Source organism: Pantoea sp. RSPAM1 (genome assembly GCF_038816185.1).
GTDB lineage: Bacteria > Pseudomonadota > Gammaproteobacteria > Enterobacterales > Enterobacteriaceae > Pantoea > Pantoea ananatis.
The window spans coordinates 368,380-394,371 of record NZ_CP046137.1 but is presented as its reverse complement, the minus strand read 5'-3'; the positions used below and the strand labels follow the sequence as shown (position 1 = coordinate 394,371).

The following is a 25,992-nucleotide window of genomic DNA, read 5'->3' as shown; positions in this document are numbered from 1 at the left end:
ATAATGGAAAAGATCACTGCTTTAATCGATAAGATTTATGCCGATGCCTTTCCTCAGGCTCTGCGTGAACGCCTGCTCGCCACGATCGTTGAAGCCCGTGACACCACTAAGCTGCCGAGAAAGACCCACTGGGATGAGCAGGACGTGGTGCTGATTACGTATGCCGATCAGTTCCGCGAACCGGGCAAACCCACACTCAACACCTTTTCACGTTTCTACCAGCAGCATTTGCACGCTACGTTTCCGCTGGTGCACCTCCTGCCGTTTTATCCCTATTCGTCTGACGACGGCTTTTCGGTCATTAACTACCATCAGGTCGATCCGCTATGTGGCGACTGGCAGGACATTGCCTTGCTACATCAGGAAACGCGCCTGATGTTCGACTTTGTCTGTAACCATATGTCAGCGCATAGCGCGTGGTTTAAACATTACCTTGCTCAGGAAGAGGGCTGGGATGATTTTTTTATCAGCCTGCCGCCCACCACCGACCTCAGCGCGGTCACGCGGCCACGAACATCACCGTTGCTCACCCCCTTTACGCTGGAAAACGGTGAAATCCGCTTTGTCTGGACCACGTTCAGTGCCGATCAGATTGACCTTAACTTCGCCCGTCCCAGGGTGCTGGTGCGCATGGTAGAGGTGCTGCTCGACTATTTGAAACGTGGCGCGGACTATGTGCGACTGGATGCGGTGGGATACATGTGGAAAACGCCGGGCACGAACTGTATTCATCTCGAAAAAACGCATCTGCTGGTCAAACTGTTTCGCGCCATTGCCGACGTGGTCGCACCCGGCACCGTCATCATCACCGAAACAAATGTGCCGCACAAAGACAACATCAGCTACTTTGGTAACGGGCAAGACGAAGCCCAAATGGTGTATCAGTTTTCCTTGCCGCCGCTGGTGCTACACGCCATCCACACCGGATCGGCTCGCGCTCTGCGTCAATGGGCCAGCACCCTGCAGGTGGGCAATGGCAATACAACCTTTTTTAACTTCCTGGCCTCGCACGATGGTATAGGTCTCAATCCGGCACGTGGGATTTTATCGGAGGTGGAGATCACGGCGCTGGTGCGCGATCTGGCACTGGAGGGGGCGCTAATCTCCTATAAAAACAATCCTGACGGCAGCACCAGCCCATACGAAATCAACGTGACCTATTTCGACGCGCTTAACCGTGAAGGCGATGACGACGAAACGCGCCTCAAACGCTTTATGCTGGCGCATGCTATTTTACTGGCCTTTCCGGGTGTTCCAGCCGTCTATATTCAAAGCATCCTGGGATCGCGTAATGACTATGACGGCGTACGTGAGGCAGGCCATAACCGGGCCATCAACCGGCAAAAATATTCGCTCTCCGCTATCGAAGACGCACTGGTGAACAGCACCGGCTTACGCCATCAGGTTTATACCCGGCTGAGCAAACTGATTCAGCAGCGTCGTCGCCTGGCGGCCTTTCATCCCGACAACCCGATGACGTTGTTTCAGAGCGATAATGCCCTGCTCATCATGAAGCGTTATTCGCATAACGACGGTGATGAATTACTGTGTGTGTTTAATCTCAGTGGCAGGCAGATTGAGGCCTCGTTACCAGAGGCGCATCTTTTTCAGGATGTGGTAAGCGGTGAGAAAATTGATGGCACCCAGCCAGTAACGCTGGATGCCTGGCAATTCATGTGGCTACGATAATTACTTGTACACTTCCGCTGTCGCACTGAACTTACCGTGCTCACGACCCGCGATCACCAGGTAGTATTTGCCACCCTTCTCGTCAGCGGCCTCTGACAGCTTCTTCTTGGCATCCATCGGCGACGTGGTTTCGGCCGTGGTATTTACGGTGCCGATTTTGGTCAGATGCATCTTCTGCACTTCTTCTTTGGTGACTTCTTTCGCCGCCAGAGCAGAGAATGACACTGCGCCCATCATCATTGATGCAACAACCCATTTCATAACCTTCATTTGTCTACCCTCATTCATGATCCATTGTTGAGATGTAAGCAGCCGCAAATCGCTTAAGGCTATATCGAACGGCATAGTCATCTCCCTGACTAATCGCATAGAAGTGCAGCGGCCTTGCTCACTCATGAAGTATTGCCGCTACGCAGAAATTTGCCAGTGACGGCCAGGGTTATCTGTCTAATTTGCTGATAAATGTAACAATGTGCTGGCAGAATGCATCCGGGTGCGAAATAAAGGGGGCATGTGCCGCTTTGTCCGTTACGACAGACGGTGACGCGGGTAGAAGTGGATCGAGTTGCTGCACAATCCGGCGCGGTACCAGGCCATCCAGCGCGCCATACATCCGCAAAAAGGGCAGCGTAATGGCCGTAAGCCTGTCACGCAAGTCATCGTCGCTCAGAATCGACAGACCGCCATTAAGCACGTCCACATCTGGCATCGGTTGCGACAATACTACCTCCTTGAGCTTACGTGCATCCGCCCGAGCGGTTTCCGTTCCCATGGTCTGCAGCGCCAGAAAACGCTCGACGGTGCGCTGAAAATCGTGGCTGAGCTGCTGCTGGAAGTTATGCAGGGTTAAGGGGGCAATACCCGGCCAGTCATCGCGGGCCGTAAAACAGGGCGAAGAAGCCACCGTAATCAGGGCGCGTAACCGCTCTGGCTCGCTCAACGCCAGCTGTGTGGCAACCAGCCCGCCAAGCGACCACCCCAGCACAATGGCGCGAGGCGGCAGAAAGGGCACCAGTGCCTGCGCCATCTGTTCCAGCGACAGGGCAGCAAACCCGCGGCTGCGACCATAGCCAGGCAGATCCACCAGGTGCAGGCGAAACTGTGCACTGAGTCGCGGCACAATGTTTTGCCACACTTCCGCATTCAGTCCCCAGCCGTGCAGCAGCACAAGATCGTCATCTCCTTCGCCACAGGTATGCCAGTAAAGTGAGCTCATTCGTTACTATTCCATGATTGATAAGGAGGTCACTATGCTACCAATGCCCGCCCTGTGTTGGCTATGTCAGTTACCCTTGCGAATTGCCCTGCATGGACTCTGCAGCATTTGCCTGCGCCAGCTACCACGGCTGCCGTCACTGTGTCCGTGCTGCGGGCTGCCTGCCGCATCCGATGCCCTGCCCTGCGGTCGTTGCCTGCTCAAACCGCCGCCCTGGCAGGCGCTAATTTGCGTCAGCCACTGTCAGCCCCCGCTCAGCACATGGGTGAATCAATTAAAATTTTCGGGTATTACCGCACTCAGGGTGATGCTGGCCCGGCTGCTTTTGCTAAGCTGGCTCAATGCGTATCGCAGAGGACAGACCGTTCGTCCCGACTTACTGATGTGTGTTCCGCTGCATGCCCGACGCTGCTGGCGGCGCGGTTACAACCAGACGGCCCTGTTGGCAACGCCGCTGGCACACTGGCTGGGGTGTGAATTCAGCCTGGCGTTATCCCGCCAGCGCGCAGGCGCCGTTCAGCATCAGTTGAGTGCCCGTCAGCGGCGCCGCAATTTACGCGGCGCGTTTTGCCTTGAAACGGATGTCAACGGACGCCATATCGCCTTAATCGATGATGTGGTGACGACCGGCAGCACGGTCAGAGAAATCAGCCGTCTGTTACAGGGGCGAGGCGCAGCCAGCGTGCAAGTGTGGTGCCTGTGCCGTACCTTGTAGAGCCTGAATGATGGGCGTATTATAACCAACTAAATTAGTCAACTATTGAGCAACTGACATGATCCGAATTACTGATTCTGCCCAAGAGCATTTTTCAAAACTGCTATCCAAACAAGAAGATGGCACCCAGATTCGCGTATTCGTGATTAACCCGGGTACGCCAACTGCCGAATGCGGTGTGTCCTACTGCCCACCGGATGCGGTAGAAGCGACAGATACTGAACTGAAATTTGAAAAGCTGTCAGCCTATGTGGATGAGCTGAGCGCGCCCTATCTGGAAGACGCTGAAATCGACTTCGTAACGGATAACCTGGGTTCGCAGCTGACGCTCAAGGCGCCTAATGCCAAAATGCGCAAAGTTTCCGATGATGCGCCAATGGTTGAGCGTGTTGAGTACCTGTTACAGTCTCAGATTAACCCGCAGCTGGCAGGCCACGGCGGTCGCGTTTCGCTGATGGAAATCACCGACGACGGATTTGCTATTCTGCAATTCGGCGGCGGCTGTAACGGCTGTTCGATGATCGACGTCACCCTCAAAGATGGCATCGAGAAAGAACTGCTGGCGGCGTTCCCGCAGCTAAAAGGTGTGCGCGATATCACCGAACACCAGCGTGGCGAGCACTCTTTCTACTGATGTTTACGCGCGACAGCCCGGCTGTCGCGCGCTTCCGTTATCCTGCCTTGCGTCGTTTAGTCACGGTTTTCAGCAGCTTATTCACGTTATCGTCGGCAAAAATGCGCTCCAGCGGCTGCGCGAGCTTGCGCCGCCAGTTGGGATATTGATCGACCGTACCCGGCACATTCACCGGCGTCGTCATCCCCAGCCAGTCTTCCGGCTGTAGCCCCAGCAGCGCACTGTTCGTGTCCGCCAGAAAACGGTGAACGGACTGATTCAGTTCGGCCGTCATCGCCAGACCATCCGCCCGCTTCGCGCTGCGTGCCGGTACGGCTCCCGCTTTATGCAGAGCATCCAGTAGGGCCTGTTTTTGCTTTATCCGCTGCTGCTGCAGGTTCTGTACCGTTTGCCCGTCTGGATAAAGCCCGATTTTCTCGCCAAGCTCTAAATCACCTGCACTCCAGAAGCCGGTCAGCGTAGGTAGATCGTGCGTACTGGCGCTGGCAATGGACTGGCGTGGATAGGCCTCGGGGGCACGGTAATTCCCCTGTTTTTCCTGCTCAAACCACAAGACTTTCCAGGAAAACACGCCGCTGTCGCGCAGCAGACTGACGATCTCTTTAGGTACCGTACCGAGATCCTCCCCAATCACCATACAGCGCAAGCGCTGGCTTTCCAGCGCCAGAATGCCAAGTAGATCGTGCACAGGGTAAGCGACGTAGGCGCCTTTATCCGCCGTTTCACCTGCCGGAACCCACCAGAGGCGCAGCAGAGCCATGACGTGGTCGATACGTAGCGCCCCGCAGTCACGCATATTGGCGCGCAGGATATCGATAAAGGGTTGATAGCCTCTGGCCTGCAAGACGTGAGGATCCATTGGCGGCAGCCCCCAGTTTTGCCCCAACGGCCCTAGCCTGTCGGGCGGCGCGCCAATGGATGCCTTAAGGCGGTACAGCTCCGGATCGTGCCAGGTTTCGGCACTGCCTTCGGCCACACCGACCGCTAAATCACGATACAGCCCCACGCTCATGCCCAGCGCCTGGCTCCGTGCCCAACACTGAGCGAACTGCTGCTGTGCCAGCCACTGTAACCACTGCCAGAAGGCAATCTCATCCGCGTGCTGCTCACACCAGCGTTGAACGTCAGAAGACTGACTGTTACGCCAGCGCTCAGGCCAGGCCGGCCAGCCCGCATGCGTGGCACCTTCCCCCTGCATTTCAGCCTGAAGCCCCTCATAAGCCGCCTGATAGCGCAGGCTGTCGCCCCCCTGCTGGATGAAATCCGCAAACTGCTGCTTCTGTGCGTCATGCGCATCGCGCGACTGGAACCGGGCCCAGCCGTGACGTAATGCCGTTATTTTCAGTGCCATAACCGCGTCATAATCCACCCATTCGCTTTCACGGGCTTGCTTTAACACCTTTTGGGTTTTGGCACTTTTCCACCACTTCTGACCCGCGCTGCTTTGTTGGAAATCGGCAACCTGTGCCACATCAATGTAAATAATATTCAGCCAGCGGCGCGATGACGGGCTGTAGGGGCTGGCAAAAGCGGGGCTGGCCGGATAGAGCGCATGCAACGGGTTCAGGCCAACAAAGTCGCCGCCGCGTGCGGCAAGCTGCTCCAGCAGCATTTCCAGATCGCCAAAATCACCGATGCCCCAGTTTTTCTCTGAACGCACGGTATAAAGCTGAACCAGCGCCCCCCAGCGTTTCTCTCCGGCGCGCAAGGCCGGTGGCAGATAACAACGGCGCGGTGTCACAATCACGCGCGTCTGCCACTCACGCTTGCCCTTGCTCAAGGTCAGTTGGTGATAACCCTGTCCCAGAGGCGAAGGCAGTTTAAAGGGCGCACCGCCTTCAAGGATTCCGCTAAAGGTTTTGCCTTTCTCTGTCTGCAACTGCCAGCGGAAGCTGCCGTCGATCTGAGGCGTCAGCTCGCGTTTGCGGTTACCGCTAAAAACCACGACGGGGGGTAGCGGAGATTTACCGGCTTTTTGCGGGTTTTCCATTATGGCCAGTAAGGCGCGTTTGGTATCATCGCTGATGGCTTCAGGTTCACCGTTCGCATCGAAATAGGTGAGCGCTATTCCCGCCGCCTGGGCGGCTTTATCAAGTGAAGTGGATTTCATCGCAATTCCTTAGCGTTGCGCCTGCCAGATGCGCTGTTGATAGTCCCGAATCGACCGATCCGAACTAAAAATACCGGTTCGCGCCGTATTGAGAATGGCCGCGCGCGTCCAGGCTTCCCGATCGCGCCACAAGGCCTCAACCCGTTTCTGCGCATCGATATAGGCCTGATAATCCGCCAGCACCAGCCAGGGATCGCCATTTTTTGTCAGGCTATCCAACATTAGGTCGAATGCATGCTTATCGCCATGACTGAACGTTCCTTTTTTCAGTGACTTCAATAGTTCATCCAGTTCCTTGTTGTGCTTACGGACTTTTTGCGGTTTATAGCCTCCGGCCTTGAGGGCTTTAACGTCATCCACGGTATTGCCAAAAATAAAGATATTTTCTGCCCCTACCTGCTCCGCAATTTCCACGTTGGCGCCATCCAGCGTGCCGATAGTCAGCGCGCCATTCAGTGCCAGTTTCATGTTGCCGGTGCCGGAAGCTTCATAACCTGCGGTGGAAATCTGCTCTGACAGATCGGCGGCGGGAATCAGGTACTCGGCTGCCGTGATGCGGTAATCCGGCATAAAAACCACTTTCAGCTTGTCGCCGACAAGCGGATCGTTGTTCACCACCTCTGCCACCTTGTTAATGGCATAGATAATGTTCTTTGCCAGGTAGTAGCCTGGTGCCGCCTTTGCCCCAAACAGAAATACTCTGGGGATGATACTGGCGTCATTGGGGTTTTCGCGGACGTTTTTATAGCAGTGCAGAATATGAAGCAGACCCAGATGCTGACGTTTATATTCATGTAGCCGCTTGATCTGCACGTCAAAAATCGCGTTTGGGTTAACCACAATGCCGGTGTGCTGAGCAATATAGGTGGCTAACCGCGCTTTGTTGTGTTGCTTCACCGCGCGAAAACGCTCACGGAAAACGGGATCGTCGGCGTAAGGCTCCAGGCCCTGCAGCGCGGTCAGGTTGTTGACCCATTCACGCTTCAGGGTGTTATCAATCAGGCCAGCCAGCGCAGGATTGCACTGCTTTATCCAGCGGCGCGGCGTAATGCCATTGGTGACGTTATGAAACTTCTGCGGCCAGAGCTGATGGTACTCAGGAAAAAGATCCGTCACGACCAACCCGGAATGCAGGGCCGCCACGCCATTCACCGCAAAACCACTGACAACGCAAAGATTGGCCATCCTGACCTGCCCCTCGGCGACAACGGCTAACTTGTTCCATAGCGCTTTGTCATCTGGCCAGCGCTGTTTAACCTGCTGTTTGAGGCGACGGTTGATCTCTTTGATGATCATCATGTGGCGCGGCAGCAGGCTACGCATCAGCTTCTCATCCCAGCGTTCCAGGGCTTCAGGCATTAAGGTGTGATTGGTATAGGCAAACACACGACTCGTGATGTGCCAGGCCTCGTCCCAACTCAGCTGGTGCTCATCCAGCAGCAGGCGCAGCATCTCCGGAATGGCGATAGTGGGATGCGTATCGTTGAGCTGAATGACCTCGAAATCAGGCAGCGCATGAATGCTTCTGCCTGCCTGATGATGGCGACGCAGAATATCGGCCACCGCACAGGCACACTGGAAATACTGCTGCATCAGACGCAGGCGTTTGCCCTGTGGATGGTTATCATTGGGATAGAGCACTTTGGTCAGGCTGGCGGCATCAATCCCCTGCTTCTCCGCCTGCAAAAACTGACCGTCGTTGAACAGGGTCAGGTCAAAGGGATGCTCGCTGGTGGCTTTCCACAGCCGCAACGGCAGGGTGACGCCATTGCGATAACCCGTTACCGGTAAATCCCAGGCTTCTCCACGAAGATAAATGGCGGGCACCCACACTTTACGCCCGTCATCCTGCTTAATGACTTTTCCGCCCATGGCGACACGGACATCCAGCGCGGCGTTATGCCGAAACCAGGGGTACGTCTCGCGCGCCCAGTCGTCGGGTTCCTCGACCTGTTTTCCCTCTGCAAAACGCTGGCGAAACAGCCCGTACTGATAGTTAAGCCCGTGCCCGGTCGCGGGTTGGCCCACCGTTGCCATTGAGTCCATGTAACAGGCAGCCAGCCTGCCCAGGCCACCGTTACCCAATGCCGGATCAACTTCTTCTTCCAGTAATTCGCTTAACTCAACCTGGTATTCCGCCAGCAGGGATTTGACCTCGTCGTACCATCCCAGATTCATCAGGTTATTTCCTGTAAGGCGCCCCAGCAGAAACTCCATTGAGAGATAGTTAACGTGACGCTGGGGTTGCGCGCCCCGGACCGCCGGTTGGGCGTTGAGCAATTCGTTAATCGTGGCACTCAGTGCCTGCCACCACTGGTGCGGCGTCATCTGTCTGGCGGAGGAGAAACCAAGACGTTGCCAGTGGCGAGTTAACGCAGCCTGAAAACGGGATTTGTTAAATTTCTGCTGTGGCATATCACTCCCTTTTGTATCCATATGGGTAAAGCAAAAATGGAATGCGCATGGGCCAGCCATAGTGCTGGCGGCCATTTTAATTAAATACGCGAGTGGAGAAAAAAGCGACAGGCAGGTTTGAAAAACGCCAGTGATCTGACTGGCGTGCAGGTCTCAGCAGAGTTCGAGGTGAACCTCATGCTGTTCAATAACTTTCATGATGCTGCCAGGCGGCATCTTATCGGTGTAGAGATAGTCGAGCTGGCTCATATTACCCAGATTGACCATCGCGTTACGGCCAAATTTCGAGTGGTCTACTACCAACATGACACAGCGGGAGTTTTCGATGATGGCGCGTTTGGTGCGGACTTCGTGGTAGTCAAACTCCAGCAGCGATCCGTCCATATCGATGCCGCTGATCCCGAGGATGCCGTAATCAAGACGAAACTGTGAAATAAAATCGAGCGTCGCTTCCCCCATGACCGCACCATCACGGGTACGCACTTCTCCGCCAGCGATGATGACCCTGAAGTCTGGCTTGCCCATCAACAGCATTGCCACGTTCAGGTTATTGGTCACCACGCGTAAATCACTGTGATTTAGTAACGCATGAGCCACGGCTTCCGGCGTGGTACCGATATCGATAAACAGCGTTGCGCCGTCCGGTATCTGGCTGGCCACTCGCTGTGCAATACGCGCTTTTTCTGCTGACCACATCATCTTGCGATCCTGCCAGGCGGTATTCTCTGAACTGGAAGGCAAGGCCGCGCCGCCGTGATGGCGCTGAATTTTATTTTGATCGGCAAGGTCGTTTAAATCACGACGAATTGTCTGTGGGCTGACCTCAAAATGATCGACCAGCTCCTCAGTACTGACATATCCCTGACGCCGAACCAGATCAATAATGGCGTCATGACGTTGCGTCTGCTTCACATTCCTCTCCTGTTTCGGGCTTATTCTTATTCGGTGTGACTACCGTTTACGCTTGTGTGTGTCGACAAACGCCATTGCCAGTCCGACAAGCAGTCCACCAACGTGTGCTGCGTTAGCGATAGCCAGACCAAATGCACCAAACCAGCCCACCACCAACCAGACAAGCGCAAAGCCGATTAACCCACGCTCCAGATAAACACCGCTGTCGGGATCGCGTTCACCGCGCAGCCAGCAGTATCCCATCAGCGCATAGACCACACCGGACAGGCCGCCAAACCAGATACCGCTAAATTTCGACTGAAGCCAGCCGCTGAGCAGTGCGGAAATGATAAAAATAACAAAAAGCTTACCGCTGCCCAGCCGTTTTTCTACGGCGCCACCGAGATACCACCACCACATCAGATTAAACAGGATGTGCAACAGCGAAAAGTGAAGTAGCACATGGCTGAACCAGCGCCAGATCTCAAAATGTTGATCGGCATCTGGCCACGCCAGCCAGTACATTACGGTACGATCGCCCAGTACCTGCATCAGCACAAATACCGCGATACAGGCAAACATAACCACCATGGTCAACGGCCCGGCACGCTCACGGATGTTTGCCCAGATATTGCTTTGCTCATAGCGCAACCCGCTGTCGGTTTTACCACTGTGCCAGCTTGCCGCCTGGTAGCGCGGATGGTTGGGATCGCGCACAAACTGCTGAAGTTCGTTTTCGACCATCGAGAGCTGGCTTTCATCATCCAGCATAATGACGTAATGACTTTCACGTTCAATACGCAATTTCACGCCGCGCGTTGCCATATAGTCAACAAAAGCCTGCGCCATGCGCGGCTGGTTAAATTGGGTAATGCGCATTACTCACTCTCCGTGTTACGCCTGACCAGTCACTCAGCGCCACTGGTCACCTGTTGAGGGAAGGCGGCGCGCCAGGCATCAAACCCGCCATCAATACTGTAAGCAGTGGTAAATCCCTGGGCGTGCAGATAATCCGCTGCACTTTTACTGCTGTTGCCGTGATAGCACATTACCAGCACCGGCAGGCTTGTATCGGTTGTACTGATAAAATCATTAAGGTTGTTATTTGATAAATGCAAGGCGCCGTTGGCATGACCAAGAGCAAAACTTTGCGCATCGCGGATATCCACCATTACTGCGCCTTGTGCCAGCCGCTGTTGAGCCTGATGAACATCAATACATTGGTAAGTTTCCATGGTGTCTCTCATAACATCAGCAAAATGACGTCTAGTGTAACCTGATAATCCTCGCCAATAACCTGACAATCACTACGACTATTCACCTTTGCACCCAGATAATGTTATCCATATCACGCAAAATTGTTTTTAGGTGGTTAAATACTGGCATCAATGTTGGTTTGCGATTATGATTATGCTCGAAAACGAACATAAATGAACTATTCCGAACATCGGAGGAGACAACGTGGAAACCAAAGACCTGATCGTTATCGGCGGCGGCATCAACGGTGCTGGCATCGCAGCAGACGCTGCAGGACGCGGACTGTCGGTGTTAATGCTAGAGGCGCGGGACCTGGCTTGCGCGACCTCTTCCGCCAGCTCAAAGCTGATTCACGGTGGCCTGCGCTACCTTGAACATTATGAATTCCGTCTGGTGAGCGAAGCCCTGGCCGAGCGCGAAGTGCTGTTAAAGATGGCACCCCATATCGCGTTCCCAATGCGCTTTCGCTTACCACACCGCCCGCACCTGCGCCCGGCGTGGATGATTCGTACCGGCCTGTTTATGTACGATCACCTCGGCAAGCGCACGAGTCTGCCGGGCAGTAAAAGCCTGAGCTTTGGTGCAGAGTCTGCACTTAAGCCTGAAATCAAGCGCGGTTTTGAGTACTCCGACTGCTGGGTGGACGATGCCCGCATGGTGGTACTTAACGCGCAGGAAGTGGTTAAACATGGTGGTGAAGTGCGTACCCGCACTCGCGTGACTCGCGCATGGCGTGAGAACGGCCTGTGGATGGTAGAAGCTGAGGATATCGACAGCGGCAAAACCTTCACCTGGCAGGCCAAAGGGCTGGTCAACGCCGCCGGTCCATGGGTTAAGCAGTTCTTCGACGATGGCCTGGCGCTGAAATCACCTTATGGTATCCGCCTGATCAAAGGCAGTCATATTGTGGTGCCGCGCGTTCACAACGAGAAGCAGGCTTATATCCTGCAAAACGAAGATAACCGTATTGTGTTTGTCATTCCGTGGATGGATGAATTTTCTATCATCGGCACCACCGACGTGGAATACAAAGGCGATCCGAAAAACGTTGCTATTGATGATAATGAAATCAACTACATCCTGAAGGTGTACAACGGCCATTTCAAAAAACAGCTGACGCCTGACGACATTGTCTGGACCTATTCAGGCGTGCGTCCGCTGTGTGATGACGAGTCCGATTCACCGCAGGCGATCACTCGCGATTACACCCTGGATGTCCGCGATGACAACGGTCAGACACCGCTGCTGTCCGTTTTCGGCGGTAAATTAACCACCTACCGTAAGCTGGCCGAGCATGCGCTGGAGAAGTTGTCGAAGTATTATCCTGATGCGGGCGCAGCATGGACTAAAAACTGCGTGCTGCCGGGCGGTAATATTTCCGGCAGCAGCGACGATTACGCTGCCAGCCTGCGCCGCCGTTACCCGTTCATTACTGAAAACATGGCACGTCACTACGCCCGCACCTACGGCAGCAGCACCGAAGTGCTGCTTAAAGATGCGACATCGCTGGAAGACCTGGGTGAAAACTTCGGTCATGAGTTTTATGAGGCGGAGTTGCGTTACCTTGTGCAGCATGAGTGGGTGCGTGAAGTGGATGATGCTATCTGGCGCCGTACCAAGCAAGGTATGTGGCTAAACGAAGCCCAGCAGGCACGCATTGCCGAATGGCTGGCGGCGAAGGCAAAGCCTACGCTGTCGCTGGCATCTTAGTCGCGCGTCAGTGCTGAAAGCACGGTGCAACAGGTTGCGGCCTGTTGTGCCGTTTTTTTGCCTGCGCGGCAACGTGTTGAGGTTCATTGCATGAACGTGGCTTTTGGTTGGTTGCCTGAGCGGCATCCAGTCATAACGCTCAGGGAAGGTTTCGCTTGCCAGCCTGAGCGGCATCCAGTTATGTAACTCTGAGAAGGTTTCGCTCGCCAGGCGGCAGGCAGTTTCAGTCCGCCCCGTGCGGGCGACCGACAAGGGGCCGCCAGTCGCCGCGGCCCCTTGACCCCGGGCTCCCGGTTTTACAGCCTGAGCGGCATACAGTTATGTAACTCTGAGAAGGTTTCGCTCGCCAGGCGGCGGGCTGTTTCAGTCCGCCCCGTGCGGGCGACCGACAAGGGGCCGCCAGTCGCCGCGGCCCCTTGACCCCGGGCTCCCGTCCTGCCCACCCGCCGCTACGCGGTTCCTTCGCGGCTTCAGGATTTCTGCCGGACCGCCAGGACGCGCCATTCCTGGCGCGGCCTGACTTTCGCCGACGTCCTGTCGGCTCATCCGGAAATCCTGCATCCGCTCAGCGGGACGGGAAGGCCGGCCCAACTCCCCCGCTTTGATAACTATGTGAAAACCAACGCCTGTATCGCTTCAGATGTCAGAAAACATCGCTTCAGATGACAGAAAAGCATCACAGCTTATTGCTGTTCATTTTTTCATTTTCGTCTGGCTTTCCTGTCTTCAGTTCTGATTGCGCATGTTAATAACAGGCGAAGCAGTATTTCGGAAAAATATACGCCCTCACAGGCGGGGGTTTTCAGGAGGCATCCGCCGCGCTGAGGAGAGAGCAAAGGCCAGGACGGCGCGGCACGGAAGCCGCGACGAGGACGGCTGCGCCAGGGACGGCGCATCCGGACGGTCCGTCAGGCCGCGGGGAACGACGAAGGAACAGCGGCGGCTGCCGGACGCCGGGATTGTTAAGGGGCTGGCGCGAGCCCCTTAACCCGACCGCCTGCACGGACAGGCTGAAACTCCCCGGCGCCTGGCGGGCGGAACCTGCTCAGAGCAGAAACGTTACCGCCAGAACTACAACCTTACCGGCGAAATATTCCAAATCTCATCCGCATATTCCTGAATCGTACGGTCAGACGAGAAATAGCCCATGCCAGCAATGTTCATAGCCGCCCGGTGCTGCCAGACATCCGGCTGGCGGTACAGTTCATCAACCTTACCCTGCGTATCCACATAGCTGCGGTAATCTGCCAACAGCTGATAGTGATCGCCGAAGTTGACCAGCAGGTCGAACAGATTACGGTAACGGCCGGGATCCTGCGGACTAAAGACGCCTGAGGCCAACTGAGTCAGCACCTGATGCAACTCTGCATCTTCTTCGTAGTATTTACGCGGGTTATAACCTGCTTTACGCAAGGCTTCGACCTGCGGCGTTGTGTTACCAAAAATGAAGATGTTCTCTTTACCCACGTGCTCCAGCATTTCAACGTTGGCACCGTCCAGCGTGCCGATGGTCAACGCGCCGTTGAGCGCAAATTTCATATTACTGGTACCCGATGCTTCGGTACCTGCCGTTGAAATCTGCTCAGAGAGATCGGCAGCAGGAATGATAATCTGCGCCAGACTCACGCTGTAGTTAGGAATAAATACGACCTTGAGTTTGTTTTTAACCTGAGGATCGTTGTTGATGACCTTAGCCACATCGTTAATCAAGTGAATAATGTGCTTGGCAACGTAGTAAGCGGACGCGGCTTTACCTGCAAAAATGTTAACACGCGGCACCCACTTGGCGTCCGGATCGGCTTTGATGCGGTTGTAGCGCGTAATCACGTGCAAAACGTTAAGCAACTGGCGCTTGTACTCATGGATGCGCTTAATCTGTACGTCAAACAGCGCGTTAGGATCGATAACGACATCCAGATTTTTCGCCACCCAGATCGCCAGACGTTTTTTATTTTCCAGCTTGGCTTCAGCCACTTTCTCAATAAACGCAGGATAATCAATACAGCTTTTGAGTTCACTGAGCTGGCTTAGATCGGTGCGCCAGTTACGGCCAATTTGTTCGTCCAGCAATTCTGACAGTGGCGGATTAGCCAGCGCCAGCCAGCGACGTGGCGTTACGCCGTTGGTTTTGTTACAGAATCGTCCCGGGAACAGCCGCGAGAAATCGGCAAACAGGGACTGAACCATCAGGTTCGAGTGCAGTTCAGAAACGCCGTTAACCTTATGACTGACGACAACAGCCAGCCAGGCCATACGTACCCGACGCCCGTCGTTCTCGTCGATGATCGAAATACGCGACAGCAGATCCCAGTCGTCTGGATAGTATTCCTGAATCGTTTTAAGGAAAAAGTCGTTAATTTCAAAGATGATGCTCAGATGACGCGGCAGGATCTTACCGATCATATCTACCGGCCAGGTTTCCAGCGCTTCAGTCATTAATGTGTGGTTGGTGTAAGAGAACACCTGGCAGCACACATCAAACGCATCATCCCAGGTGAATTTGTGCTCATCAATCAACAACCGCATCAGCTCAGGAATCGCTAACACCGGATGTGTGTCATTAAGGTGAATGGCGATTTTATCAGCCAGATTGTTCCAGGTGCGGTGCATCATCCAGTGGCGATTCAGGATATCCTGCACGGTAGCTGACACCAGGAAGTACTCCTGACGCAAGCGAAGCTCACGCCCGGAATAGGTAGAGTCATCGGGATAAAGCACGCGCGACACGTTTTCTGAGTGGTTCTTATCTTCCACAGCCGCAAAGTAGTCACCCTGGTTAAATTTACCCAGGTTGATTTCGTTACTGGCCTGCGCGCCCCACAAACGTAAGGTATTGGTCGAGTCAGTGTCGTAGCCAGGGATAATTTGATCGTAGGCCATGGCCAGAATTTCTTCGGTTTCCAGCCAGCGCACTTTGGCACCTTCGTGCTGAACGCGGCCACCGAAGCGAACTTTATAACGCGTGTTGAAGCGCTGAAACTCCCACGGGTTACCGTACTCCAGCCAGTAATCCGGAGACTCTTTCTGCTCGCCATCCACAATATTTTGTTTGAACATGCCGTAATCATAGCGGATGCCGTAGCCGCGTCCGGGCATGCCCAGCGTAGCCAGAGAATCCAGGAAACAGGCGGCAAGACGGCCTAAGCCTCCGTTGCCCAGGCCGGGATCGTTCTCTTCTTCCATGAGTTCAGCCAGATCGAGGCCCATTTCGTCCAGTGCCAGATTGAGATCGTCGTAGATCCCCATGGCCAGTAGCGCATTGCCCAACGTGCGGCCCATCAGGAATTCCATCGACAGGTAATAAACCTGACGCACATCCTGGGAAAGTTGAGCACGATTAGAACGCAGCCAGCGCTCAACCATGCGATCGCGCACGGCCAGCAACGCAGCATTGAGCCATTCATGTTTGTTCGCAATCGAAGGGTCTTTACCAATGGTGAACATCAGTTTGTAAGCGATTGAGTGCTTTAAGGCATCAACCGTCAACGTAGGTGAAGCGTAAGTGAATGGTGTATTCATTTTCTGTTTCCCAATCCGTTACAACAAACGTTGGTAAAGATCGCGGTAGGCTTGAGCGGCAACCTGCCAGCTAAAGTCCATTCCCATCGCCTGACGCTGCACATAACGCCACAGTGAAGGACGAGACCACAACACAAAAGCGCGACGAATGGCCCTTAATAAGGACCAGGCATTACTGTCTTCGAAACTGAACCCACTGGCAATGCCATCCGCTAAATTTTCTAGCGAACTGTCGTTAACCGTATCTGCCAGCCCACCTGTGCGGCGGACCAGTGGCAGCGTGCCGTATTTCAGTCCATAGAGCTGTGTCAGGCCGCAAGGCTCAAAACGGCTCGGTACCATAATGACATCGGCCCCACCAACGATGCGATGCGAGAATGCCTCGTGGTAGCCAATCTGCACGCCCACGCTGCCGGGATGTTCGGCGGCGGCGGCCAGAAAGCCCTGCTGCAGCTCAGCATCACCCTGTCCTAGCAGCACCAGCTGTCCGCCCTGCGCGAGTAAACCCGGCAGCGCTTCCAGCACCAGATCCAGCCCTTTTTGCCGGGTCAGACGGCTGATCACGGCAAACACCGGTGCTTTATCGTCAACCTTCAGCCCCATCGCAACCTGCAGCTGACGCTTGTTTTCCGCTTTAGCTTCCAGCGTATCCCGGTTGTAGCGGGAGCTCAGCAACAGATCGTGAGAAGGATCCCAAATGGCCGGGTCCACGCCGTTCAGAACGCCGCTCAGGCGACCTTCACGCATACGCTGTGCCAGCAACGTTTCCATGCCATAGCCGTACTCTGGCGTCGTAATTTCATGCGCGTAAGTTGGGCTAACTGCCGTCACGTGGTCGGCGTAAAATAAGCCGGCCTTGAGGTAAGAAATCTGGCCAAAGAACTCCAGACCAAACATGTTAAAAAACGATTGTGGCAACTGAATCTGATCCAGATGGTGCGCCGAAAAAAGCCCCTGATAAGCCAGGTTGTGCACGGTGAAGACAGACTTAGCCGGGCGGCCACGCGCCTCCAGATAAGCACACGTCAGACCCGCATGCCAGTCGTGTGCATGAACAATATCCGGCCGCCAGTAGCTATCCAGCCCGCAGCCTAACTCACAGCCCATCCATCCCAGTAAAGCAAAGCGCAAATAGTTGTCGACGTAGGCAAACTGCGATTCATCATGATAAGGACTGCCCGGCCGATCGTAGAGATCGGGAGCGTCGATAAGATAGATACCCACCCCATCGAATCGCCCAAAAAGCAGGCGCACCGGACCGGCGAAGGTTTGCAGTTCCGCAACCACTTGCGTATCGGGTATTCCTTTACGTAATGCAGGAAACGCGGGTAACAACACACGCGTATCTGTTCCACCCGCAATTTGTGCCTGAGGTAATGCTCCGACGACATCAGCCAGCCCGCCCGTTTTCAGCAGCGGGAATAGTTCTGAACAGACATGTAAAACCTGCATCCTCGACCTCATTAAGTTACCAGGCACGATCCTCGTGCCGATGGGTTGTGTGCCGCTTGTCGTTTATGATCCCGCGCTATTTAGTTTGGCCAGCATGGCGCGCGTAACCAGTACAATGCCTTCTTCTGAACGGAAAAACCGGCGGCTGTCTTCATCAGGGTTTTCGCCAATCACCATCCCTTCTGGCAGCACGCAGGCGCGGTCAATGACGCAGCGGCGCAGACGACAGGATCGGCCGACTACCACATCAGGTAGCAGTACCGTTGAATCGATATTGCAAAATGAGTTCACACGCACGCGGGAAAACATGACCGAATTCACCACCACCGATCCCGAGATAATGCAGCCACCGGAGACCAGTGAGTTCATCGTCATACCATGGCTGCCGGAACGGTCCTGAACAAACTTTGCCGGCGGCAAAGGTTCCATGTGCGTCCGAATCGGCCAGGTGCTGTCGTACATGTCCAGCTCGGGTGTTACTGAGGCCAAATCAAGGTTGGCGCGCCAGTAGGCTTCCAGCGTACCCACATCCCGCCAGTAGGGCGGTGCCTCATGATCGTTTTGCACACAAGAGATCGCAAACGAATGGGCGTAGCCCTCTCCACTCGCGACCACTTTTGGCAGAATATCTTTGCCGAAATCGTGGCTTGAACCCGCCTCATGCAGGTCGGCTTCCAGCAAGCCATAGAGGTACTCGGCGTCGAAGACATAAATGCCCATACTGGCCAGCGATTTGGTGTCATCGCCCGGCATTGTCGGTGGCTTCGGCGGCTTCTCTACGAAATCGATTACTTTATTGTTTTCGTCGACGGCCATCACACCAAATGCGGTCGCCTCATGCACCGGCACGGGCAGACAGGCGATGGTGCATCGCGCATCGTTTAGCACGTGGTCCAGCAACATTCTTGAATAATCCATCTTGTAGATATGATCACCGGCGAGAATGACGACGTACTGCGCGCCATAGCGTCGGATAACGTCAAGGTTCTGTGTCACCGCATCCGCTGTTCCGCGATACCATTGCTCAGTCGAGAAGCGCTGCTGTGCAGGTAACAGGTCAACAAATTCATTCATCTCTTCGTTGAAGATAGACCAACCACGCTGAATATGTTGAGTTAACGTATGAGACTGGTATTGCGTTATGACCCCAATGCGGCGAATTCCTGAGTTCACACAGTTGGAAAGTGCAAAGTCGATAATGCGGAATTTGCCGCCAAAGTGAACGGCGGGCTTGGCACGCTTAGCGGTAAGATCGACCAGACGCGTACCGCGTCCACCAGCCAGTACAAGGGCAACGGTTTGTGTAGGGAGCTGGCGCGCCAGCATGAGATGTTCTGCTCTTTCTAATTTGACCATGTCTGACTCCTTATCATTGCTTTTGGAACACACACACAGCGTGTGCGGGACCATGCCAGACAGTTAACCGGATGGGGTGACATTCCCCGGTGAAAGGAGGAAGGACGTGCCATTCTCCGTCTGGTAAGGCGATATCACATATCGAATCTGTCACATTTATTGTTATTAACCAGCGGCCAGAAAGCAGAATCTGCAGGCTACACATGCCCTGCTTCCAGCCAGCTTCATCTACGGGATTACCCTGGGCGTCCAGCCACTGGACATTACCGTCATCGTTCTGCCACCAGCGATCCGCTGTGAGTGCAGGAATTCGCTTGCGCAGTTGAATCAGCGACGCCGTAAAATCGACCAGCGCTTTTTCATCATCGTGCCAGTTGAGCCAGCTCAGAGGATTGTCCTGGCAATACGCATTGTTATTGCCTTGCTGACTTTGCCCCCTTTCGTCTCCCGCCAGCAGCATGGGCGTTCCCTGAGAAAGCAGCAGCGTGGTCAGCAGCCCTTGCATGCTGCGGCGACGGCGCTGCGCCACCTCCGCACTGCTCTCCAGACCTTCTGTACCATGATTGTGGCTATAGTTGTTACCGTGCCCGTCACGGTTTTCTTCACCGTTAACTTCGTTATGTTTATTGTTGAAACTCACGAGGTCGCGTAGGGTAAAACCATCGTGAGCGGTAATCAGATTGATGGTCGCGTGCGGCCTGCGATCGTCATACTGAAAAAGGTCGCTTGACGCGGCAAACCGGCAGGCAAATTCCCCCAGGCTGACGTCACCATGCAGCCATGCGCGCCGGGTCGTATCGCGAAATTGATCGTTCCATTCTGCAAAGGGGGCAGGAAAATTTCCTACCTGATAACCGCCAGGTCCGATATCCCAGGGCTCGGCGATCAGTTTGACTTTTGACAGTATCGGACAGGCGCGGATGGCCTCAAACAGAGCCGCATCGCGGTGATAGTCCGGTTCGCGACCCAGTACCGGCGCAAGATCAAAGCGGAAACCATCGACGTGACAGACGCGCACCCAGTAGCGCAGCGCCTCCAGCGTCCAGTTCATTACCTGTGGATGGCTGAGGTTCAGGGTATTGCCGCAGCCGGTCCAGTTCTGATAACCACCGTGTTCGTCCAGCCAGTAATAGCTGGCGTTATCAATGCCGCGAAAGGAAAGCGTCGGTCCGGTGTCATCCAGTTCCGCCGTGTGGTTAAACACCACATCCAGCAGCACCTCAATCCCGGCAGCGTGCAGACGCTTTACCGCCTGCTGAAACTCTTGCAGAGGAGACAGGCCATCCTGACCCGATGCATAGCGGGGATCGACAGCCCAGAGGGCAAAGGGGTTATAACCCCAGTAGTTGGTCAGTCCCAGGCGCAGCAGGCGAGGCTCGCTGGCGAACTGCGCAATGGGCAGGAGCTCAATGGCAGTGATGCCCATTTTCAGCAGGTAATCCACCATCACCGGATGGCCCAGAGCTGCATAGGTGCCGCGCAGGGGTTTGGGAATGCCAGGATGCAGCTGCGTCAGACCGCGGACATGCGCTTCGTAAATGACGCTATCGCCCCACGACGTGCGCGGCGGCACATCCCCTTGCCAGTCGAAATCGTCCGTCACGACAATGCTCTTAGGCGCGAGGGCGGCGTTATCACGACCATCAGGCTCGCCGTACCCGCAGTGAAAGCGCGGATCGTCAGGGACATCGCCCTGCACTGCCTTGGCGCAGGGATCGATTAACAGTTTGGCAGGATTAAAAAAGTGCCCCTGCTGGGGCGCCCACGGCCCGTATACCCGATAGCCGTAACGCTGTCCGGGCTTGAGTCCGGGCAGATAGCCGTGCCAGATATCGCCGCTTCGCTCAGTGAGTTCAACGCGCTGCTCAAGGCCGTTCTCATCGAACAGGCACAGTTCAACACGCTCAGCATGATGGGAAAACAGCGTAAAATTGACCCCTTTCCCATCGTAGCTGGCACCCAGCGGTTGGGGATGTCCGGCACGTAATATCATTCCCCCTCCCGCACGAACCATACCGTCGCCAGTGGCGGTAAATTCAGGCTCAGCGATTGCGGGCGGCCATGACTTTCCTGCTGATCGGTGTGCACCAGATGATTGCGCACGTCGCTGCCGTGGTATTCATGCTGGTCGGTATTAAGCACTTCGCGCCAGCTGCCCGCCTGGTTTACGCCGAAACGATAGCCCGGACGCGGGACAGGGGTAAAATTGCTGACGACAATGACTTCATTACCATCGCGGTCACGACGAACAAACGCAAAGACGGAATGCTCTGCATCATCAACAACCAGCCACTCAAACCCCGATGGATCGAAATCAAGCTGATGCAGGGAGGTATAATGCCGATAGGTATGGTTCAGATCGCGCACCAGACGCTGAACGCCATGATGCCAGTTGTCCTCACCTTCAAGCAGGTGCCAGTCAAGGCTGACATCGTGATTCCACTCTTTGCCCTGCGCAAATTCGTTGCCCATGAATAACAGCTTCTTACCCGGAAATGCCCACATCCAGCCGTAGTAGGCACGCAGGTTAGCGAATTTTTGCCAGGCATCTCCCGGCATGCGATCAAGAATAGAGCGTTTCCCGTGCACCACTTCATCGTGCGACAGCGGCAGGACGAAGTTTTCACTGTAGTTATACATGATGCCAAAGCTCATCAGATTATGATGATAGCGGCGATGTACCGGGTCGAGTTTCATATAGTCCAGCGTGTCATGCATCCAGCCCAGGTTCCATTTGTACCAGAACCCCAGGCCGCCACCTTCAGGCGGTCGTGAAACACCAGGATAATCTGTAGACTCTTCAGCCATCGTCACTGAACCTGGGGCGACATGTCCCAAAGTACGGTTGGTATAGCGCAGGAAATTGATGGCTTCGAGATTTTCGCGACCACCGTATTGATTGGGGATCCACTCGCCTTCGGCGCGGCTGTAATCACGATAGATCATTGACGCCACCGCATCGACACGCAGGCCATCAATACCGAAGCGCTCCATCCAGTACAGTGCATTGCCTGCCAGGAAGTTACTGACTTCCCGACGGCCAAAGTTGTAAATCAGCGTATTCCAGTCCTGATGGTAACCTTCACGCGGATCGCTGTGCTCATACAGTTCGGTGCCATCAAACTTCGCCAGACCAAAATCATCGCTCGGGAAATGGCCTGGCACCCAGTCCAGTAACACATTCAGCCCTGCTGCATGGGCGCTGTCGACAAAGTAGCGGAAATCATCACGGGTACCGAAACGGCGGGTAGGCGCATACATACCGAGCGGCTGATAACCCCAACTGCCGTCAAACGGATGTTCGTTAATGGGCAGTAGCTCGATATGGGTGAATCCCATCTCTTTAACGTAAGGCACCAGCTGCTCAGCCAGCTCTTTGTAACTGAGCCAGAAGTTGTCATCAGTATGGCGACGCCAGGATCCCAGATGCACTTCGTAGATAGAGATGGGTTTATCAAACTCATTTGCCGCTTTACGTGAGGCCGACATCTCCACTTTTTCGGGCAGGCCGCAAATCATTGATGCGGTTTGCGGACGCATTTGTGCTTCAAACGCTAAAGGATCGGCCTTGATACGAAGCTGCCCATGGGCATCAATGATTTCAAATTTATAGAGTTGCCCGTTAACGGCGCCGGGAACAAACAGCTCCCAGACGCCCATTTCCTGACGCAGACGCATCGGATGACGACGGCCGTCCCAAAAGTTGAAATCACCGACAACCGATACGCGGCGTGCGTTAGGTGCCCAGACACAAAAACGCGTACCGATCACGCCATCAATGACGTCGCCGTGGGCGCCCAGCGTTTCATAGGGCCGCAGGTGCGTGCCTTCTGCCAGCAGCCACAAATCCATCTCTTGCAGCAAAGGGCCAAAGCGGTAGGCATCATCAATGAGGTTCTGCTGGCCATGCCAGTTAACCGCCAGCTGATAACGAAACGGATTTTTACGACGAGGAACGACGCCACTAAAAAAACCACGAGAATCATCACACTTCAGTTGAGCTAGTTTGCGTCCTGTTGAGGTTTCAATGACCCAGACTTCCAGGGCTTCCGGAAGCAGCGCACGCACTTCAAGACCATTTTCGGTTTTATGCATCCCCAGCAGAGAAAAGGGGTCGGAATAGTTACCCGCAAAAAGGGCATTGATCGCCTGGCGATCGGGTAGCTCTGACATGACTTTCTTCCTGTGATAGTTGGCAGGCGAAAAGACCACGACGTCGTGTTATCGCAAGTCTGTTGCGCTGCTCTTCATTGAGCCATGAGTACAGCGGCGCGGGTGTCAAAACGAAACGTTCCTCACCACGCGCCTCCTTAAATCACAACCAGTTAGCACGAAGCCTGTCTGCTTCATGCAAAGCCTGGAGTCTCGCCAGATGCCCATCCGACAAGCCTTCAGACATTAAATAACTTTTACTTTCACGTGCAAGCCGGCCCTGGATAAAAAAGGCAGTTATCGCCTACCTCATCTGTTGAAATGCCGTCTTCAAGAGAGAACACCCGCCTTTTATTTTTGCGAACCGCCCCGCAAAAAATTAAATTATACTAATGTATAACAGATTCGCGTTTCATCTTATTTCATAAAAACTGGCCACTTTTCGCTAGGAGCCCGCCATTCCGCTTAAGCCGTTCTTTTTTTCGGAAAGACAGGCCGGAAAGAGGACGTTATACCGCCTCGCCCCGCTGCTGCACAGCGGACTGCGTATCTTCGGCGCCGCCGGGTTTTAGCGCAAAGCCAGGCCGCCAGCATCGCGGGTTAAGCGCTGCCAGTCAGATATGATTTATCCGTCTCATCGGTTGGATGGACATCGGTGAAAAACAGTGCCAGTACGTTCCTCAAAAAAGTGTCTTTCCCATCTACAACAACTATTTAGTTAATAAAGTAAAACCGTTAACTCGCGGCGCATCCTTGTTAAATCATAGCTTGACGACAGCGGTTATAAGAGCAGATAAGCAAAAATTTATTTCTGGACAGGCAAAAAGGGGAAGCGGATCACTTAGCGATCGTAACAGTAGAACAATTTGCAGTAATTTGTGGGAATAAGACCGGACAAGTCCGGTCTTTTGATGCTTTCAGATTTAGTCGATGAGCAAACGCAACATGCGACGCAGCGGCTCGGCAGCGCCCCAAAGGAGCTGATCGCCGACAGTAAAGGCAGAAAGATATTCTGGTCCCATATTCAACTTGCGGAGACGTCCTACCGGTGTATTCAGCGTGCCGGTCACGGCGGCTGGGGTGAGTTCACGCATTGTGAGTTCGCGATCGTTAGGCACCACTTTTACCCATTCATTGTGGGAAGCCAGCAGTTGCTCAATTTCCGCCAGCGGCAGGTCTTTTTTGAGCTTCAGCGTAAAGGCCTGGCTGTGGCAGCGCAGCGCGCCCACGCGGACGCACAGCCCGTCAACCGGAATGACGCGCGGGGTCGCCAGAATTTTGTTCGTTTCTGCCTGACCTTTCCACTCTTCGCGGCTCTGACCGTTTTCGAGTTGCTTGTCGATCCACGGAATCAGGCTGCCCGCCAACGGCACGCCAAAGTTATCCGTTGGCAGCGTACCAGAGCGGGTGAAATCTGTTACGCTACGCTCAATATCCAGAATCGCCGAAGCCGGGTTTTGCAGAGAAGTCGCTACGTGATCGTGCAACATGCCCATCTGCGTCAGCAGTTCGCGCATATGACGCGCACCGCCGCCGGATGCCGCCTGATAGGTTGCCACTGACGCCCATTCCACCAAATCCTGTGCAAACAGACCGCCTAGCGACATTAACATCAGGCTGACGGTGCAGTTACCGCCAACAAAGGTTTTTACGCCGCTGTCGATGCCCTGACGGATAACCTGATGGTTAACCGGATCGAGAATAATAATGGCATCGTCTTTCATACGCAGGGTTGACGCCGCATCGATCCAGTAGCCATTCCAGCCGCTGGCGCGCAGTTTTGGATAGACCTCAGAGGTGTAGTCACCGCCCTGACAGGTGATAATGATATCCAGCGCGTTCAACGCCTCAATATCAAAGGCATCCTGCAACGTACCCTGCTGCTTGCCTGCAAACGTCGGCGCCGCTTCACCGTGCTGCGAGGTGGAGAAGAAGACCGGATTGATCACATCAAAATCCCGTTCTTCGCTCATGCGGGACATCAGCACTGAGCCAACCATACCGCGCCAACCAACTAAACCTACATTCTTCATGTCATGTCCGTTTCAGGATGATAAAACCCTGACTTTCTTATCGAAGGGAAAAGTGTCGTGGTACTCTCACGCCACTCTGCGTAATAATCAGATCTGCCTGTGATGATTTACTCTACAAAATGCAGCTTTTCTGGCAAGTGAATTAATGTAATCAGGCCAACTTTTTCAGCAACACCGCTAATAACCTGACTTTATCTATAACGAGAAGACGTAAAACGAATGACTGAAATGATCTCGGCAACAATATTATTGTTGTTAATAATGGATCCCTTAGGCAATCTGCCGATTTTTATGTCGGTTTTAAAGCATCTGGAACCGAAACGTCGGCGAGTCGTGCTTATTCGTGAAATGCTGATTGCGCTCATCATCATGCTGCTGTTTTTGTTTACCGGCGAGCGAATTCTGGCCTTTCTCAACCTGCGTACCGAAACCGTCTCCATATCTGGTGGCGTCATCCTGTTTTTAATCGCCATAAAAATGATTTTCCCGTCACCTGAAAGCAGTAGCACGGGCTTACCGGCGGGAGAAGAGCCTTTTCTGGTGCCGCTGGCGATTCCCCTGGTGGCCGGGCCGTCATTGCTGGCGACCCTGATGCTGCTGTCGCATCAGTATCCTAATCAAATGTCGCATCTGGTGGGTGCCCTGCTCATTGCCTGGGGCGTAACGGTCATGATTTTGCTTTTGTCAGGCCTGTTTCTTCGGCTGCTGGGCGATAAGGGCGTTAATGCGCTGGAACGTCTGATGGGATTGATACTGATTATGCTGGCAACGCAGATGTTCTTAGACGGGATTCGCGTGTACCTGAAGTTGTAACCATGGTCGATTGTCACCGGGCAGCCCTGC

18 protein-coding genes are annotated in these 25,992 nt (G+C 54.4%); 5 read left to right on the top strand and 13 right to left on the bottom strand.

The features are described 5' to 3' along the window. The first annotated feature begins 3 nt into the window (after positions 1 to 3). Positions 4 to 1,689 (top strand): alpha-amylase family glycosyl hydrolase, encoded by a 1,686-nt coding sequence (locus GKC68_RS02310; RefSeq protein WP_110957094.1) that lies wholly within the window; start codon positions 4 to 6, stop codon positions 1,687 to 1,689. Here the strand turns inward: GKC68_RS02310 and GKC68_RS02305 are convergent, their stop codons facing one another. Together GKC68_RS02305 and bioH are read right to left on the bottom strand one after the other, a co-directional pair. Beyond that, positions 1,690 to 1,959 carry a YdgH/BhsA/McbA-like domain containing protein gene (locus GKC68_RS02305; protein ID WP_028724407.1) on the bottom strand — a complete coding sequence of 90 codons (270 nt, stop codon included), beginning with the start codon at positions 1,957 to 1,959 and terminating at the stop codon, positions 1,690 to 1,692. Positions 1,960 to 2,128: 169 nt separating this feature from the next. Further along, positions 2,129 to 2,905 carry a pimeloyl-ACP methyl ester esterase BioH gene (gene bioH / locus GKC68_RS02300; RefSeq protein ID WP_089528878.1) on the bottom strand — a complete coding sequence of 259 codons (777 nt, stop codon included), beginning with the start codon at positions 2,903 to 2,905 and terminating at the stop codon, positions 2,129 to 2,131. Between the two features lie 34 nt (positions 2,906 to 2,939). Between bioH and gntX the strand changes: the two genes are divergently transcribed. Both gntX and nfuA read left to right on the top strand, forming a co-directional pair. Beyond that, positions 2,940 to 3,620: a DNA utilization protein GntX gene (gntX, locus tag GKC68_RS02295; protein ID WP_342656552.1), complete on the top strand. Its 681-nt coding sequence runs from the start codon at positions 2,940 to 2,942 to the stop codon at positions 3,618 to 3,620. Between the two features lie 58 nt (positions 3,621 to 3,678). Next, positions 3,679 to 4,254, top strand: coding sequence for a Fe-S biogenesis protein NfuA (gene nfuA / locus GKC68_RS02290; protein WP_064365833.1), 576 nt, complete (start codon positions 3,679 to 3,681; stop codon positions 4,252 to 4,254). Between the two features lie 37 nt (positions 4,255 to 4,291). Here the strand turns inward: nfuA and malQ are convergent, their stop codons facing one another. The 5 genes from malQ to glpE all read right to left on the bottom strand — a co-directional run bounded on the left by malQ (position 4,292) and on the right by glpE (position 10,905). Then, on the bottom strand, positions 4,292 to 6,364 hold the full coding sequence (gene malQ / locus GKC68_RS02285; protein ID WP_110957093.1) for a 4-alpha-glucanotransferase: 2,073 nt from the start codon (positions 6,362 to 6,364) through the stop codon (positions 4,292 to 4,294). A 9-nt stretch (positions 6,365 to 6,373) separates the two neighbouring features. Then, positions 6,374 to 8,779 (bottom strand): maltodextrin phosphorylase, encoded by a 2,406-nt coding sequence (gene malP / locus GKC68_RS02280; protein ID WP_058706306.1) that lies wholly within the window; start codon positions 8,777 to 8,779, stop codon positions 6,374 to 6,376. Between the two features lie 153 nt (positions 8,780 to 8,932). Beyond that, complete coding sequence (locus GKC68_RS02275) at positions 8,933 to 9,691, bottom strand: DeoR/GlpR family transcriptional regulator (RefSeq protein WP_028724412.1); 759 nt, start codon at positions 9,689 to 9,691, stop codon at positions 8,933 to 8,935. Positions 9,692 to 9,730: 39 nt separating this feature from the next. Next, the gene (glpG, locus tag GKC68_RS02270; RefSeq protein ID WP_028724413.1) at positions 9,731 to 10,549 is read right to left on the bottom strand and encodes a rhomboid family intramembrane serine protease GlpG; all 819 of its coding nucleotides are present in this window, start codon (positions 10,547 to 10,549) and stop codon (positions 9,731 to 9,733) included. A gap of 29 nt (positions 10,550 to 10,578) precedes the next feature. After that, a complete protein-coding gene (gene glpE / locus GKC68_RS02265; RefSeq protein WP_058706307.1) occupies positions 10,579 to 10,905 on the bottom strand; it encodes a thiosulfate sulfurtransferase GlpE in 327 nt (108 codons plus the stop codon). Positions 10,906 to 11,131: 226 nt separating this feature from the next. Here glpE and glpD point away from each other — a divergent pair, with 226 nt between their 5' ends. After that, the gene (gene glpD, locus GKC68_RS02260; RefSeq protein ID WP_028724415.1) at positions 11,132 to 12,637 is read left to right on the top strand and encodes a glycerol-3-phosphate dehydrogenase; all 1,506 of its coding nucleotides are present in this window, start codon (positions 11,132 to 11,134) and stop codon (positions 12,635 to 12,637) included. Positions 12,638 to 13,708: 1,071 nt separating this feature from the next. Here the strand turns inward: glpD and glgP are convergent. The 6 genes from glgP to asd all read right to left on the bottom strand — a co-directional run bounded on the left by glgP (position 13,709) and on the right by asd (position 25,149). Continuing rightward, positions 13,709 to 16,156: a glycogen phosphorylase gene (gene glgP / locus GKC68_RS02255; protein WP_342656551.1), complete on the bottom strand. Its 2,448-nt coding sequence runs from the start codon at positions 16,154 to 16,156 to the stop codon at positions 13,709 to 13,711. Between the two features lie 18 nt (positions 16,157 to 16,174). Continuing rightward, positions 16,175 to 17,608 carry a glycogen synthase GlgA gene (gene glgA / locus GKC68_RS02250; RefSeq protein WP_028724418.1) on the bottom strand — a complete coding sequence of 478 codons (1,434 nt, stop codon included), beginning with the start codon at positions 17,606 to 17,608 and terminating at the stop codon, positions 16,175 to 16,177. 63 nt (positions 17,609 to 17,671) lie between these two features. Further along, complete coding sequence (glgC, locus tag GKC68_RS02245; RefSeq protein ID WP_014604839.1) at positions 17,672 to 18,964, bottom strand: glucose-1-phosphate adenylyltransferase; 1,293 nt, start codon at positions 18,962 to 18,964, stop codon at positions 17,672 to 17,674. A gap of 13 nt (positions 18,965 to 18,977) precedes the next feature. Beyond that, positions 18,978 to 20,957, bottom strand: a complete 1,980-nt coding sequence (gene glgX, locus GKC68_RS02240; protein ID WP_342656550.1) for a glycogen debranching protein GlgX — start codon at positions 20,955 to 20,957, stop codon at positions 18,978 to 18,980. Next, positions 20,954 to 23,137 carry a 1,4-alpha-glucan branching enzyme gene (gene glgB, locus GKC68_RS02235; protein WP_028724420.1) on the bottom strand — a complete coding sequence of 728 codons (2,184 nt, stop codon included), beginning with the start codon at positions 23,135 to 23,137 and terminating at the stop codon, positions 20,954 to 20,956. The genes glgX and glgB overlap by 4 nt, the downstream gene beginning before the upstream one ends. 902 nt (positions 23,138 to 24,039) lie before the next feature. Then, complete coding sequence (asd, locus tag GKC68_RS02230; protein ID WP_028724421.1) at positions 24,040 to 25,149, bottom strand: aspartate-semialdehyde dehydrogenase; 1,110 nt, start codon at positions 25,147 to 25,149, stop codon at positions 24,040 to 24,042. Positions 25,150 to 25,368: 219 nt separating this feature from the next. On the opposite strand from asd, the gene GKC68_RS02225 reads away from it, so the two are divergent. After that, on the top strand, positions 25,369 to 25,962 hold the full coding sequence (locus GKC68_RS02225; protein WP_006121032.1) for a YhgN family NAAT transporter: 594 nt from the start codon (positions 25,369 to 25,371) through the stop codon (positions 25,960 to 25,962). Positions 25,963 to 25,992 lie beyond the last annotated feature (30 nt).

Bases quoted from the DNA above. Each gene is read 5' to 3' on its own strand.
- GKC68_RS02310 (WP_110957094.1), top strand. From the start codon at position 4: ATGGAAAAGATCACTGCTTTAATCGATAAGATTTATGCCGATGCCTTT.
- GKC68_RS02305 (WP_028724407.1), bottom strand. From the start codon at position 1,959: ATGAAGGTTATGAAATGGGTTGTTGCATCAATGATGATGGGCGCAGTG.
- bioH (WP_089528878.1), bottom strand. From the start codon at position 2,905: ATGAGCTCACTTTACTGGCATACCTGTGGCGAAGGAGATGACGATCTT.
- gntX (WP_342656552.1), top strand. From the start codon at position 2,940: ATGCTACCAATGCCCGCCCTGTGTTGGCTATGTCAGTTACCCTTGCGA.
- nfuA (WP_064365833.1), top strand. From the start codon at position 3,679: ATGATCCGAATTACTGATTCTGCCCAAGAGCATTTTTCAAAACTGCTA.
- malQ (WP_110957093.1), bottom strand. From the start codon at position 6,364: ATGAAATCCACTTCACTTGATAAAGCCGCCCAGGCGGCGGGAATAGCG.
- malP (WP_058706306.1), bottom strand. From the start codon at position 8,779: ATGCCACAGCAGAAATTTAACAAATCCCGTTTTCAGGCTGCGTTAACT.
- glpG (WP_028724413.1), bottom strand. From the start codon at position 10,549: ATGCGCATTACCCAATTTAACCAGCCGCGCATGGCGCAGGCTTTTGTT.
- glpE (WP_058706307.1), bottom strand. From the start codon at position 10,905: ATGGAAACTTACCAATGTATTGATGTTCATCAGGCTCAACAGCGGCTG.
- glgP (WP_342656551.1), bottom strand. From the start codon at position 16,156: ATGAATACACCATTCACTTACGCTTCACCTACGTTGACGGTTGATGCC.
- glgA (WP_028724418.1), bottom strand. From the start codon at position 17,608: ATGCAGGTTTTACATGTCTGTTCAGAACTATTCCCGCTGCTGAAAACG.
- glgC (WP_014604839.1), bottom strand. From the start codon at position 18,964: ATGGTCAAATTAGAAAGAGCAGAACATCTCATGCTGGCGCGCCAGCTC.
- glgX (WP_342656550.1), bottom strand. From the start codon at position 20,957: ATGATATTACGTGCCGGACATCCCCAACCGCTGGGTGCCAGCTACGAT.
- glgB (WP_028724420.1), bottom strand. From the start codon at position 23,137: ATGTCAGAGCTACCCGATCGCCAGGCGATCAATGCCCTTTTTGCGGGT.
- asd (WP_028724421.1), bottom strand. From the start codon at position 25,149: ATGAAGAATGTAGGTTTAGTTGGTTGGCGCGGTATGGTTGGCTCAGTG.
- GKC68_RS02225 (WP_006121032.1), top strand. From the start codon at position 25,369: ATGACTGAAATGATCTCGGCAACAATATTATTGTTGTTAATAATGGAT.